The sequence below is a fragment of the Pontimicrobium sp. IMCC45349 genome, from assembly GCF_047219225.1.
Lineage (GTDB): Bacteria > Bacteroidota > Bacteroidia > Flavobacteriales > Flavobacteriaceae > IMCC45349.
On the sequence record NZ_CP178208.1, the window covers coordinates 1,412,332 to 1,426,193 of the forward strand.

Below are 13,862 nucleotides of genomic sequence, written 5' to 3' on the forward strand. Positions count from 1 at the left end.
GAGCAAGGATTGGGTAGTTTTAAAACCATACAAAATAAGCTTGAGCAATTTATAAAACGCTATTATACAAACGAGTTATTAAAAGGCGCTATTTTATTTTTTGCTATTGGTTTGTTATACTTTTTGTTTACGCTTTTTGTTGAATATTTATTGTGGTTAAGTCCATTAGGTAGAACCATATTGTTTTGGATTTTTATTGCAGTTGAATTCACATTGTTTTTAAAGTTTATTTTAACTCCATTAGCAAGACTCTTTAAGCTACAAAAGGGAATTAATTACGAAGAAGCCTCTGTTATTATTGGTAATCATTTTCCAGAAGTAAATGATAAATTATTAAATGTACTTCAGTTAAATCAAAATAGTGCTCAATCTGAATTACTAATTGCTAGCATTGAGCAAAAATCAAAAGAGTTAAACCCAATTCCATTTAAATTAGCTGTTAATTTTAAGTCGAATACCAAGTATCTTAAGTATGCAGCTGTACCTTTACTAATAATTCTTGGGTCTTATTTGTCAGGAAAAGTCGATTGGTTTAGTGATAGTTATGAGCGTGTTGTAAATTACCAAACAGCATATGAACCACCAGCACCTTATCAATTTTTTATTTTGAATAACGATTTACAAGCTATTGAAAATAAAGATTTTACATTACTAGTTAAAACTGAAGGTGATGTTGTTCCTGACAATGTTCAAATAACATATAATGAAGAGATTTACTTTTTAAAACAAAAGGAAACAGGAACTTTTGAATATGTGTTTACTCAACCAAGATCAAGCATAGATTTTAATGTGTTTTCTGATAATGTGAGTTCAAAAACATACACGCTTAACATTCTGCAAACACCAACATTGTTAGGTTTTGATATGGTATTAGATTATCCATCTCATACTAAAAAGAAAGACGAAACTCTTAAAAGTATAGGAAATGCTGTAGTACCACAAGGGACAAAAATTACTTGGCAATTAAATACCAAGGCTACAGAAAATGTAACGTTGATTACAAACGATACTATATTAGAGTTTAACGGTTCTAATAATAAATTTAACCTTTCTAAGCGACTATATAATAATTTTGATTATTCGTTAAACACAAGTAATGAAAGTTTGAAAGATTACGAAAGTTTAGCATTTAGTATAGATGTGATAAAGGATCAATATCCAGAATTAAACCTCCAAATGAAACAAGATTCAACTGATGTTGAAATTATGTATTTCTATGGACAGGTTAGTGACGATTATGGCTTAAGTAAGCTTAATTTAGTTTACTATCCAATTAATGAAGAAACGAAAAAAGAAACAGTTAACATTCCTATATCTAATCAAGCTTTTGATGAGTTTGTAAATGTATTTCCAGATAATTTAAACTTAGAAGGTGGAAAGGCTTACGAATTATATTTTGAAGTTTTTGATAATGATGCTTTAAGTAATTTCAAAAGCACTAAAAGTAATACATATAGTTTTAGAAAATTAACACAAGATGAAAAGAAGGAAAATCAACTTCAAGAGCAAAGCAAAACGATAGAGGATTTAAATAATTCACTCGAAAAACTAGAGAGTCAAGAAGAAGAGCTTAAAGAGTTATCTAAAACACAAAAGGAAAAATCTGAGCTTAATTTTAACGATAAAAAGAAGCTTGAAAACTTTTTAAAAAGACAGAAGCAGCAGGAAGAAATGATGCAAAACTTCAATAAAAAGCTTCAAGAAAATTTAGAACAGTTTCAAAACGAAAATGAAGACGACCAGTTTAAAGAAGATTTAAAAGAACGCCTAAACGATAATCAAGAGCAATTAAAAAAAGATGAAGAACTTTTAAAGGAGCTTGAAAAATTATCAGAAAAAATAGATAAAGAAGAGTTATCACAAAAACTTGAAGAACTTGCTAAACAAAATAAGAATAAGAAACGAAGTTTAGAACAACTAGTTGAGTTAACAAAGCGTTATTATGTTGCTCAAAAAACCGAAAAACTTAAAGAAGATCTAGAGAAGCTAGCAGAAGAACAAGAAAAATTATCTGAGGAATCTCAAGAAAATAACACCAAAGAAAAACAAGACGAACTCAACAAAAAGTTTGAAGATTTTCAAGAAGAACTAGAGGACTTAAGAAAAGAAAACAATGAGCTTAAGGAACCTATTGAAGTTCCAAACGACAAAAAAGGAGAAGAGGACATAAAAAAGGATCAACAAGAAGCAAGTGAAAATTTAGAGAAGAAAGAAGAAAGTCAAAACCAAGAACAGCAACAAAATAATCAAAATAACGCTCAAAAAAATCAAAAGAAAGCAGCTCAAAAAATGAAACAAATGAGCGAGCAAATGAGTAATATGATGATGGGGGGTGCAAGCCAACAAATGGGAGAAGATATTGATATGTTGCGTCAAATTCTAGATAATTTGGTATTGTTTTCTTTTAATCAAGAAGACTTGATGAATACTTTTAGAGGACTTCAAATTAATCATAATGAGTATGCAAAACACTTAAGAACGCAACAAAGCCTTAGAGAGCATTTTGAGCATATTGATGATAGTTTATTTGCTTTGTCATTAAGACAACCTATGATATCTGAAGTTATTAATAAAGAGATAACCGAAACCTTTTTTAATATTGATAAATCCTTATCTCAATTAGCAGAAAACAGATTATATCAAGGTGTTGCAGCACAACAATACACAGTAACGTCAGCTAATACGCTAGCTAACTTTTTGAGTGATGTTTTAGATAATATGGAAATGCAAATGAATCCTTCTCCAGGTCAAGGTCAAGGAGATATGCAACTACCAGACATTATTATGAGTCAAGAACAACTCAATAAGCAAATGCAGCAACAAATGGATAAAAAAGAAGGAGAGAAAAATGGTGAACAGGAAGGTGATAAGAAAGGGGAAAAGCCACAACCAGGAAACAAAGAAGGCAAACAGCAAGGTGAAGGTAATTCTAATAGCGAAGAGTTAAATGGTGAGCTTTTTGAGATTTATCAAAGACAACAAGAATTAAGACAAGCATTGCAAGATAGATTAGCTAAGGAAGGAAATAGTGGTTCTGGACAAAACTTGCTTAAAAAGATGGAAGAGGTTGAATTAGACTTATTAAATAAAGGGTTTACAAATCAAACTTTACAAAAAATGATGGCATTGCAACATCAATTATTAAAGTTAGAAAACGCTACATTTCAACAAGGTGAAGAGCAAAAGCGAAAGTCAACAACAAACACGCAACAGTTTAATAATAACACAAATAATCAAATTCCTAATATTAAACAATACTTCAATACAACCGAAATATTAAATAGACAAGCATTACCTTTGCAACAAGTTTACAAAAAGAAAGTGCAAACCTATTTTAAAAAAACAAATGATTAGTTTTAACTACGAAGATGCGTTTCAACTAGAAGATGAGCAAAAAGTTTCTAATTGGATTTCTGATGTAATATCAGCTGAAGATTGTAAAGAAGGCGATATTAATTATGTGTTTTGTAATGATGAATATTTACATAAAATCAATGTTGATTTTCTTAATCACGACACATTAACAGATATTATAAGTTTTGATTACTCAGTAGGAAAAGAACTACACGGAGATATCTTCATTTCTATTGAAAGGGTAGAGGATAACGCTAAAGATTTTAAAGTGTCTTTCCAAGATGAACTTCATCGTGTTATTGTACACGGTGTATTACACTATTGTGGCTATAAGGATAAAACAGACGACGAAGCTAAGGTGATGCGCTCTAAAGAAGATTTTTACTTAAACCTAATTTCATAGTTTAAACGTATATTTGCACACTTAAAAATGTTCCACGTGGAACAATTAATACAATACCAAGAAAATGTTTGATAAAGAATATGATGTTATCGTAGTTGGAGGTGGTCATGCAGGTAGTGAGGCCGCAGCTGCAGCTGCAAATATGGGAAGTAAAACATTGCTTATTACTATGAACCTGCAAAACATTGCGCAAATGTCTTGTAATCCTGCTATGGGTGGAATTGCAAAAGGGCAAATTGTACGAGAAATTGATGCGCTTGGAGGTTATAGTGGTATTGTTAGTGATACTTCGGCTATTCAGTTTAAAATGCTTAATAAATCTAAAGGACCTGCTATGTGGAGTCCTAGGGTGCAAAGTGATAGAATGCGTTTTGCTGAAGATTGGCGATTACTGTTAGAACAAACACAGAACTTAGATTTTTATCAAGAAATGGTTAGAGGTTTATTGGTGGAGGGTAATAAAGTTGTTGGTGTTACTACATCGCTTGGTGTTGAAGTAAGAGCTAAAAGTGTTGTGTTAACTAATGGAACTTTTTTAAATGGATTAATTCATATTGGAGAAAAGAATTTTGGTGGTGGTAGAGCAGGTGAGCGATCAGCTACTGGAATTACAGAACAACTTATTGATTTAGGTTTCGAATCTGGAAGAATGAAAACTGGAACACCACCAAGAGTTGATGGTCGTTCTTTAGATTTCTCTAAAATGATTGAGCAACCAGGAGATGAAAACCCTGAGAAATTCTCTTATTTAGATATTACAAAACCATTAACCAAACAACGATCTTGTCATATGAGTTATACAAGTCCAGAAGTGCATAATTTACTTCGTGAGGGCTTTGATAGATCGCCAATGTTTAATGGTAGAATTAAAAGTTTAGGGCCTCGTTATTGTCCTTCTATAGAAGATAAGATTAACCGTTTTGCAGATAAGGATAGACATCAACTTTTTGTAGAACCTGAAGGATGGAACACAGTAGAGTATTATATTAATGGCTTCTCTACTTCCTTACCAGAAGATGTTCAATTTAAAGCATTACGTTCTGTTGCTGGATTTGAAAACGTTAAGTTTTTTCGCCCAGGTTATGCTATAGAGTATGATTATTTTCCACCAACACAATTAAAGCATACTTTAGAAACTAAGTTAGTTGAAGGATTATATTTTGCTGGACAAATAAATGGTACTACAGGTTATGAAGAGGCTGCGTCACAAGGGTTAATGGCTGGAATAAACGCTAGTTTGAAAGTTCAAGAAAAAGATCCTTTTACTTTAAAAAGAGATGAAGCTTATATTGGTGTTTTGATAGATGATTTAATTACAAAGGGAACAGAGGAGCCTTATCGTATGTTTACATCTAGAGCTGAATATAGAACCTTATTACGACAAGATAATGCAGATTTAAGGCTTACACCAAAAGGTTATGATTTAGGTTTGGCTAGTGAAAAGCGTTTAAAACGTATGGAAGAAAAGCATACACAAGCCTCAAATTTTGTCCAGTTTTTTAGAGATACAAGTGTAAAACCAGAAGAGGCTAATCCTGTTTTAGAAGCAAAAAATTCGTCACCTGTTAAACAATCTGATAAGATGTTTAAGCTTTATGCTAGACCAAATATTACTATTGAAGATGTGCGTCAGTTTAAGGCTGTTGAACAGTATATTCAAGATAATAATTTGGATAATGAGGTTATCGAGCAAACTGAAATTCAGGTGAAATATTCTGGATATATTGCAAAGGAAAAATTGAATGCCGATAAATTAAATAGGTTAGAGTATGTTAAAATTCCTAAAGATTTTGACTATTCTCAAATCAAATCTATGAGCTTTGAAGCTCGTGAAAAGCTTAAAAATATACAACCAACTTCTGTTGCTCAAGCGTCTAGAATTAGCGGTGTATCTCCTAATGATATTTCTGTATTGTTAGTTTATATGGGAAGATAATGGAGAGTATTGTTTTAAAACAAACTGTTTCTATACGACCTAAATTAGCATTTGGTTTGCCTTTATTGGTTGTTGGATTTTTGGGTTCTGGAGAAAATCTTGTTACTGGAATACTGTTGATTTTTTTAGCTGTAATAATTTTTGGTTTAGGTTATAACTACATTATATCAAAGAATTTTATAAACTATAGACAGATTACTGTGTTTACTATTCCTTTGTTTAAGATAAAAATGAAGTTGTTATTTCCAGATTATATTTCATTGTTTCACCAATCATTTATCCAAACAAATAATAGAGGATTTGTACCAAACACTCTTAACGATGCAAAGTATAAATCATACACAATTAAATTCTTTAAGGGTAATCAAAATACTATAGTTTTCGAATCACCTAACAAGAATAAAGTTTTGGGTTTAGGTAGTAGTTTATCAGAAATGTTAGATGTAGAATTATATAATACTTTAAAATAGTTCCACGTGGAACATTAGTTTTATGAAAGACCCAAAAGTATATTTACAGGTAAAAGATTATTCGGTTTCTGGAGAAGAATTTAAGCTTATTCTTAATTCTGATTTAGAACTTTTAGAAACATTTCCACAACCAGAAGAAGCAAAACTTTCAGATTATTATAAGAGCGAAGATTATATTTCGCATACTGATGCAAAGCGAAATTTATTTGAAAAAGTATACCACTTAGTTAAAGGTGTTTCTTTAAAACGAAAACTAAAATTAATTAATAGTTTTCATACAGATAAAAAAAAGCTGTTAGATGTTGGATGTGGAACAGGTGATTTTTTGCAGGTAGCAAAACAAAATGATTGGATTGTTTCTGGAATAGAACCAAACGAAAATGCTCGCACTTTAGCTAATAAAAAAACAAATAATTCAGTTTTTGAAGTTGAACAATTATTAAAATTTGACAGCGAAAGTTTTGATGTAATTACTCTTTGGCATGTATTAGAACATTTACCAAAACTAAACGAGCATATTTCTATTTTAAAAAAATTATTAAAGCCTAATGGAAGGTTAGTAATAGCAGTACCAAATTATAAAAGTTTTGATGCAATGCATTATAAAAATTTTTGGGCTGCTTATGATGTTCCTAGACATTTATGGCATTTTTCGCAAACATCAATTTCAAAGTTATTTTCTAAAGTTGATATGATTGTTGAAAAAACATTACCAATGAAATTTGATGCTTATTATGTTTGTTTGCTTTCTGAAAAATATAAATCAGGAAAAATGAATCCTATTAAAAGTTTTTGGATTGGGTTTAAGTCAAATTTTAAAGCAAAGACCTCAAGAGAGTATTCTTCCTTAATTTATGTGCTAAAAAACAACTAAAATTAATTTTAAAAAGCACTCTTAATTGTTTTAGCGGTAAAACACCTAAATACACGCAGTGTTTTTAAAACCCTCTTAAAACGCTTTATTTTGAATTAAAAACGATAAATTATTTTAATCAAATTTGTTTTTGTGTATAAATAATTTTTATAGCTTTAACATACTCTGTTAAACAGACTTTGTTATCGTTTTAACTTTTCTATTTTTGCGCCATAAAATAAATTATAAATAATGAAGAAATTAGTAGTAATACTTTTAGCAGTTGTAAGTTTTAATTCTTGTCAAGAAACTCAAAAAATAGGATTTGTTGATAATTCTGAATTAATTAATGAATATCAAGAGAAAAAAGATGTTGAAGCAAGACTTCAAGCAAAAATTGATAATTTCAAGAGAAGAACTGATAGTTTACGTCAAGCATTTCAGTTAGAAATCAATGATGCTGAAATTAAAGCTAGAAAAATGTCACAAGCTAACATTCAAAAATTATCTCAAGAGTTACAACAAAAAGAGCAAGCGCTATCTCAAAGAATTCAGTTTGAGCAACAACAAATTTCTCAAGAAAGTCAGTCGCAAAATGATTCATTAATCAAAAAAGTTAAAGACTTTGTAAAAGATTATGGTCAAAAAAATGGATATAACTTTATTTTAGGGAGTAATGAAGCTGGAAGTGTAATGTATGGACAAGAAACTAGTGATTTAACTAAAACGATTTTAGACGCTATTAACGCTGAATATAAAGAGGCTAATTAAGCGCTTAAAACAATAGATATTTGAAGGCTAGACATTTTTGTTTAGCCTTTTTTATGCGCTATAAAAACGTAATGCATTTTTAACAATACTACACTTAAAACTTCCGAAACCTAATAGTTCGCCATCAGCTTGAATTGGTTGATCTATTTCTGTATTAACACTTATATCAGTGGTTTTGTAGGTGTTTATTTTCTTGGAGTTGGTAACCTTACCATTAAATAGTTTTATAATGTTTTTTATAATGTCAAAAGCTTTAAAATTTTCAGCAATACTTATATCAAATAAGCCATCATTATAAACTGGAGATTTGGTAAGTTGCATTCCTCCTCCAGAGTATTTACAAATACCAATAAGTATCATTAATGCTTTTACTTTTTTAGTTTCAGAGTTTATGGTAACAGTAGCATTGTAGTTTTTGAAAGAGAACAAACCCATTAATGTCCCTATTAAATAAGCAACAGCTCCAAGGTGTTTGTATTTTGATACTTTAGTAACTATATAGCCATCAAAACCAACACCAGCTAAGTTATTAAAATAGACTTCTTTGTTCTTATTGTTGTTTAGTGTTATTTTCCCAATATCCTGTTGTTTTAAATTACCTTTTAAAATAACTTGAATTGCTTGTTTGTAATTTTTAGAAGAAATGCCATGAGTTTTAACCCAATCATTTCCAGTGCCAATGGGTATTACTCCTAGTTTTATATTATCAACAGATTGTTTTTTTAGTTGCAAAATAGCATTAACAATATTATGAATTGTGCCATCTCCACCAACACAAATAATGTGTTTAATGTTTTTATTTACAGGTTTTTGTAATAATTTTTTACTGTGATTGGGATGTTTGGTAAAAGCAAATTTAAATTCAAAATTATTGTCCTCTAATTCCTGTTTTATTTTTGGCCACAATTTTTTAGAAGCACCATTTCCCGAAGTAGGATTAATAATAACAAACCATTTTTTTGAAGCTTGCATTATTCAGCTTTTTTATGAAGTAAACGTGTTAACTTTATAGATAAATCTGTAAGAATAATTTTAGAATTCCCGTTACGTTCAATATGATAAATTGCATCTTGAAGCTCGTTAGAAATATCCATAATATTATTACCATGAACAAAAGGAGCAAAGTTTTCTAACTTAAAATTTTTGCTTTTAGGCTCTATATATACTAGTTCTTGAACATTATAATTTAAAAGCATTGATTGTCTAAAAAAATCTAAACAAAAATTTAAAAATTGCTTTTGAGTTTCTCTACCTGTTTTTGCAATTTCATCGCTCCAAGAGATTAAATCGTGAATAGCTGCTTTATTTCCCTTAGCCTTAAAAGCGCTTCTTACCCAAAACACAAACCAATCTTCAAATTGTGTGTCTTCAGTATCGTGATAAACTAAATCTGCTGCTTTATTAAAATTCCCATTAGATTGATGCGCGATTTTCACCGCAATATTTTCATCAATATTATATTTATTTATTAAAGCGTTTTTTATATCGTCTTCTGCTAAAGGTGGAAAGTGTAGTGTTTGACAACGCGATTTTATAGTATTTATAATCTGTTCTTCGTCTTCGGTAATTAAAATAAAAACCGTTTTATTAGGCGGTTCTTCAATTAATTTAAGGAGTTTGTTGGCACATTGTGTGTTCATTTTTTCAGCCATCCAAATAACCATGACTTTATAACCACCTTCGTACGATTTTAAAGATAAAGATTTTACAATCTCTAGCGCTTCATCAACACCTATTTGACCTTGTTTATTATCGACTCCTAAAAGTTTGTACCAATCAAATAAATTACCATAAGGCTGCTCTTTTAGCAATTGTCTCCATTCGTCTAAGTAAAAACTAGAAACAGGTTTGCTTTTTACTTTGTCACTGGTAGTTACAGGAAAAGCAAAATGTAAATCAGGATGAGACAGTGCATTAAACTTTAAGTTACACGCTTCATTACCAGAGTTGTTTTCGCCTCCAGAATTATTACAAAGTATATATCTTGCGTAAGCAATAGCCATTGGTAAAGTTCCTGAGCCTTCTTTTCCAACAAAAAGCTGTGCATGCGGAATACGACCATTATCAACACTTTGAGTAAGGTGTTTTTTTATATGTTTTTGACCTAGTATTTCTGAGAATAACATCGAACAAATATAGCGTTTTAAAAATTCTTTTACACTGAAATCGTTTTCGTGAAAAAACCAATTTTTTACCGCAATTTAATTAATTACCTTTGTGCATTATTATTAAAAAAAACAACCAATGAAAACGCTTAACGACTTTAATTTTGATAACAAAAAAGCATTAATACGTGTAGATTTTAATGTCCCTTTAAACGACAAATTTGAAGTAACAGATACTACTAGAATTGTATCTGCAAAACCTACAATTATCAAAATTCTTGAAGATGGTGGAAGTTGTATTTTAATGTCGCATTTAGGACGTCCAAAAGGTGTTCAGGAAGAGTTTTCGTTAAAACATATAGTATCAAAAGTTAGTGAAATTATTGGTGTTGAAGTACAGTTTGTAAGTTCTTGTGTTGGAGAAGAAGCTGAAAAAGCAGCAGCAAATTTACAACCAGGTCAAATTCTATTACTAGAAAACTTGCGTTTTCATGAAGAAGAAAAGAAAGGTGATGAAGGTTTTGCTGAAGCGCTTTCAAAATTAGGAGACATTTATGTTAATGATGCTTTTGGAACTGCTCATAGAGCACATGCTTCTACAACAATTGTGGTACAATTTTTTAACGACAAAAAGTGTTTTGGAGCTTTACTAGCTAAAGAAATAGAGAGTATTAAAAAAGTAATGGAAACTGGAGAAAAGCCAGTTTTAGCAGTTTTAGGTGGTGCAAAAGTATCTTCTAAAATTACTATCATAGAAAATATTCTTGATAAAGTAGATCATATCATTATTGGAGGCGGAATGACCTTTACATTTATTAAAGCGTTAGGAGGACAAATAGGAGATTCTATTTGTGAAGACGATAAAATGGAGTTAGCACTTGATATTTTAAAGCAGGCTGAAGCAAAAAATGTGAAAATACATTTACCTGTAGATGTAATTGCGGCAAATAGTTTTAGTAACGATGCTGAGACACAAGTAGTAAATGTTAATGCAATTCCTGAAGGTTGGCAAGGACTTGATTGTGGACCTAAATCTATAACACTAGCTCATGAAGTGGTAAACACTTGTAAAACAATTTTATGGAATGGTCCTTTAGGTGTTTTTGAAATGGAAAGCTTTGCTAAAGGAACGATTGAATTAGGAAATTCTATTTCTGAAGCAACCAAAAATGGTGCATTTAGCCTTGTTGGAGGAGGTGATTCTGTTGCTGCAGTTAAGCAGTTTGGTTTTCAAGATAAAGTAAGTTATGTAAGTACAGGTGGAGGAGCTATGTTAGAAAGTTTAGAAGGTAGAACACTTCCTGGTATTGCAGCTATTTTAGAATAATAGTGTTCTAATTTTATTAATCGTAAAAAAATACGATTTTAGCGCCATAAACGTTTTCTGAATACAAATAGATTTTATGGTTACTCGATTATTGTTGTTATTGTGTTGTGTGCAACTGGGCTTTTCTCAATCTCAAGATTCTACGCTTGTAGAAAAAAAAGAAGTTAAAGAAACTAAGGTTGACACATTAATTGATGATAAATCAACAATAGTACAAACTTTAAAAGCAGCTTCTGATACTATCCCTAAAAAATTAGAAGACCTTAAGTTTGCTTCAGATCTCGATGAAAAATGGTTAAGCGAACTGTATAGTTCTTCTTTGTATGATACTATATATAAGTCGGTTTCAGAGTTAAAATATGAAGAGGTTTATTATCCTGAATTGCCAACAGACACGCTTAAAAAACGTCTTGCAGAATTAGACGCAAAAACCCCTTTTAATATTGAATACAATCCATCGCTAGAAAGCGTTATTAAAGGATATTTAAAGAACAGACGTAAGTCTTTCGAAAAACTAATGGCTTTAAGTGAGTATTACTTTCCAATGTTTGAACGAGAGTTAGATAATCACAATATTCCATTAGAAATTAAATATTTAGCAATAGTAGAATCTGCTTTAAAACCAAGAGCAAAGTCAAGAGTTGGAGCAACAGGCTTATGGCAGTTTATGTTTGCTACTGGAAAGCAGTTTGGGTTAGACGTAAGTAGTTATGTTGATGAGAGAAGCGATCCAATTATGTCTACTGAAGCAGCAAGTAAATATTTGGCAAGTTTGTATAAAATATTTGGAGATTGGGACTTAGCTTTAGCTGCATATAACTCGGGACCAGGAAATGTCACTAAAGCAATTAGACGTTCTGGAGGTTATCAAAATTATTGGAATATAAGGCCAAATCTTCCACGTGAGACAGCTGGATACCTACCAGCATTTTTAGCAACTATGTATATTTTTGAATATGCAGAGGAGCATGGTTTTCAACCTCAAAAAGCACAGGTTAGATATATAGAAACAGATACTGTAAGGGTTAAGCACATGATTACACTTGATCAAGTCTCAGAAGTTACAGGAGTTAACATGGAGGAGTTACAGTTTTTAAACCCATCTTATAAGTTGGATATAATCCCATTTATTAAAGACGAAAATTACACTTTACGTTTACCTAGAGAGTATATTGGGACTTTTGTAACTCATGAAGATAGTATTTATGCTTATGCTAAACGAGAGTTTGAAAAACGAGAAAAACCATTGCCTCAGTTTTTTGAAAACGATACAAAGATTAGGTATCGTGTTAGGTCAGGTGATTATTTAGGGAAAATTGCTAGAAAATATGGTGTAAGAGTAAGCCAAATAAAGCGATGGAATGGTTTAAGAAGTAATAATTTAAGAATAGGTCAAAGGTTAACAATTTACCCAAGAAAACCAGCGACTCAACCTTCAAACTCAAATACAGAAAAACCTAAAACAGTAAAGAATAGTAAGGGAAAACAAATCTATAAAGTTAAATCAGGAGATTCACTTTGGAGTATTTCTCAAAAATTTCCTGGTGTTTCTGTTCAGAATTTAAAAGATTGGAACGATATTAGTGGTACAAAATTAAAACCAGGAATGACGTTGATTGTTTCTAAGTAAATTTTAAAATAGCAAAACCATGAAAAAAATAGCTTTAATAGTACTGAGTTTAATCTTGTTTTATTCTTGTGAAGAAGAAGGGAAATCTAAGAGAGTAGTATCTGCTTCTTCAGGAAACATTAATAGTTTATCTGTAGTAATTGACAATGATCTTTGGGAAGGAGAAATTGGAGAATCTATAAGAAATACTATTGGAGCTCCTTTATATGGACTGCCACAAGACGAACCTCAATTTTCATTAAAACAAATGCCAACAGTTGTTTTTACTGATTTTGCTACTAAAAACAGAACCATTCTAAAAGTTGTAAAAGGTAAAGATGCTGATACGAAGTTTTTTGAAAACGCATATGCTAAGCCTCAAAAAATGGCTGTTGTTTATGGACAAACTAATCAAGAAATTATTGACCAGATAAATACAAATGCTGCAAAAATTATTTCTGCTTTTAAAACAGAAGAAATTAAGGAAAAACAACGCAGAATTAGAAAGTCATTAAATAAAAACAACAATATAGAGGATGTTTTAGGCTTGACAATTCAATTTCCTTCAGCCTATAGAGTTGCAAAGGAAGATGGTAAATTCTTCTGGTTAAGAAGAGATATTAAAACAGGAACTATAAACTTGATGTTATACGAAATGCCTTTAGATGCGATTTCTAAAGGAGATGAAACAATTAATGACATCATAAAAATAAGAGATTCCATAGGTCAAGCTCATATTCCAGGACCATTAGATGGTTCTTATATGATAACCGAAGATGCTTATACGCCTTTTATTGGGAGTTCTATATTAGATAATAAGCCAACGTATGTAACACGAAGTGTTTGGGAAGTGAAAAAGGCATTTATGTCTGGGCCTTTCATTAACTATGCAATTGAAGATAAAATAAACAACAGATATATTATTGCTGAAGGGTTTGTGTTTGCACCATCTGTAGAAAAAAGAGATTATGTTTTTGAATTGGAGTCAATAATTAAATCCTTAAAGATTAAATAAAAAAAAGACCAACATTTGT

Annotated in this window: 11 protein-coding genes; 9 read left to right on the forward strand and 2 right to left on the reverse strand. The window is 30.8% G+C overall.

Features of this window, described 5'->3' with window-relative positions; translation table 11 throughout:
• Positions 1 to 9 precede the first annotated feature (9 nt).
• From ACLII3_RS06595 to ACLII3_RS06620, 6 genes are all read left to right on the forward strand, one after another.
• Positions 10 to 3,354, forward strand: coding sequence for a hypothetical protein (locus ACLII3_RS06595; RefSeq protein ID WP_412987444.1), 3,345 nt, complete (start codon positions 10 to 12; stop codon positions 3,352 to 3,354).
• Positions 3,347 to 3,757: an rRNA maturation RNase YbeY gene (gene ybeY, locus ACLII3_RS06600; protein ID WP_412987446.1), complete on the forward strand. Its 411-nt coding sequence runs from the start codon at positions 3,347 to 3,349 to the stop codon at positions 3,755 to 3,757. Before ACLII3_RS06595 ends, ybeY begins: the two co-directional genes overlap by 8 nt.
• A gap of 64 nt (positions 3,758 to 3,821) precedes the next feature.
• Positions 3,822 to 5,693, forward strand: a complete 1,872-nt coding sequence (gene mnmG, locus ACLII3_RS06605) for a tRNA uridine-5-carboxymethylaminomethyl(34) synthesis enzyme MnmG (RefSeq protein ID WP_412987448.1) — start codon at positions 3,822 to 3,824, stop codon at positions 5,691 to 5,693.
• Positions 5,693 to 6,163, forward strand: coding sequence for a hypothetical protein (locus ACLII3_RS06610; protein WP_412987449.1), 471 nt, complete (start codon positions 5,693 to 5,695; stop codon positions 6,161 to 6,163). The genes mnmG and ACLII3_RS06610 overlap by 1 nt, the downstream gene beginning before the upstream one ends.
• A 22-nt stretch (positions 6,164 to 6,185) precedes the next feature.
• Positions 6,186 to 7,037, forward strand: coding sequence for a class I SAM-dependent methyltransferase (locus tag ACLII3_RS06615; RefSeq protein ID WP_412987451.1), 852 nt, complete (start codon positions 6,186 to 6,188; stop codon positions 7,035 to 7,037).
• Between the two features lie 231 nt (positions 7,038 to 7,268).
• On the forward strand, positions 7,269 to 7,787 hold the full coding sequence (locus tag ACLII3_RS06620) for an OmpH family outer membrane protein (protein ID WP_412987452.1): 519 nt from the start codon (positions 7,269 to 7,271) through the stop codon (positions 7,785 to 7,787).
• A gap of 51 nt (positions 7,788 to 7,838) precedes the next feature.
• On the opposite strand, the gene ACLII3_RS06625 is transcribed toward ACLII3_RS06620, so the two are convergent.
• Complete coding sequence (locus ACLII3_RS06625; RefSeq protein WP_412987454.1) at positions 7,839 to 8,759, reverse strand: diacylglycerol/lipid kinase family protein; 921 nt, start codon at positions 8,757 to 8,759, stop codon at positions 7,839 to 7,841.
• A complete protein-coding gene (locus ACLII3_RS06630) occupies positions 8,759 to 9,913 on the reverse strand; it encodes an ATP-binding protein (protein ID WP_412987455.1) in 1,155 nt (384 codons plus the stop codon). The genes ACLII3_RS06625 and ACLII3_RS06630 overlap by 1 nt, the downstream gene beginning before the upstream one ends.
• A gap of 118 nt (positions 9,914 to 10,031) precedes the next feature.
• Between ACLII3_RS06630 and ACLII3_RS06635 the strand changes: the two genes are divergently transcribed.
• The 3 genes from ACLII3_RS06635 to ACLII3_RS06645 all read left to right on the forward strand — a co-directional run bounded on the left by ACLII3_RS06635 (position 10,032) and on the right by ACLII3_RS06645 (position 13,843).
• Positions 10,032 to 11,219 (forward strand): phosphoglycerate kinase, encoded by a 1,188-nt coding sequence (locus ACLII3_RS06635; protein ID WP_412987457.1) that lies wholly within the window; start codon positions 10,032 to 10,034, stop codon positions 11,217 to 11,219.
• A gap of 76 nt (positions 11,220 to 11,295) precedes the next feature.
• Positions 11,296 to 12,849, forward strand: coding sequence for a LysM peptidoglycan-binding domain-containing protein (locus ACLII3_RS06640; RefSeq protein WP_412987459.1), 1,554 nt, complete (start codon positions 11,296 to 11,298; stop codon positions 12,847 to 12,849).
• Between the two features lie 19 nt (positions 12,850 to 12,868).
• A complete protein-coding gene (locus ACLII3_RS06645) occupies positions 12,869 to 13,843 on the forward strand; it encodes a DUF4837 family protein (RefSeq protein ID WP_412987461.1) in 975 nt (324 codons plus the stop codon).
• Positions 13,844 to 13,862: the final 19 nt, after the last annotated feature.

Bases quoted from the DNA above. Each gene is read 5' to 3' on its own strand.
- ybeY (WP_412987446.1), top strand. From the start codon at position 3,347: ATGATTAGTTTTAACTACGAAGATGCGTTTCAACTAGAAGATGAGCAA.
- mnmG (WP_412987448.1), top strand. From the start codon at position 3,822: ATGTTTGATAAAGAATATGATGTTATCGTAGTTGGAGGTGGTCATGCA.
- ACLII3_RS06610 (WP_412987449.1), top strand. From the start codon at position 5,693: ATGGAGAGTATTGTTTTAAAACAAACTGTTTCTATACGACCTAAATTA.
- ACLII3_RS06615 (WP_412987451.1), top strand. From the start codon at position 6,186: ATGAAAGACCCAAAAGTATATTTACAGGTAAAAGATTATTCGGTTTCT.
- ACLII3_RS06620 (WP_412987452.1), top strand. From the start codon at position 7,269: ATGAAGAAATTAGTAGTAATACTTTTAGCAGTTGTAAGTTTTAATTCT.
- ACLII3_RS06625 (WP_412987454.1), bottom strand. From the start codon at position 8,759: ATGCAAGCTTCAAAAAAATGGTTTGTTATTATTAATCCTACTTCGGGA.
- ACLII3_RS06630 (WP_412987455.1), bottom strand. From the start codon at position 9,913: ATGTTATTCTCAGAAATACTAGGTCAAAAACATATAAAAAAACACCTT.
- ACLII3_RS06635 (WP_412987457.1), top strand. From the start codon at position 10,032: ATGAAAACGCTTAACGACTTTAATTTTGATAACAAAAAAGCATTAATA.
- ACLII3_RS06640 (WP_412987459.1), top strand. From the start codon at position 11,296: ATGGTTACTCGATTATTGTTGTTATTGTGTTGTGTGCAACTGGGCTTT.
- ACLII3_RS06645 (WP_412987461.1), top strand. From the start codon at position 12,869: ATGAAAAAAATAGCTTTAATAGTACTGAGTTTAATCTTGTTTTATTCT.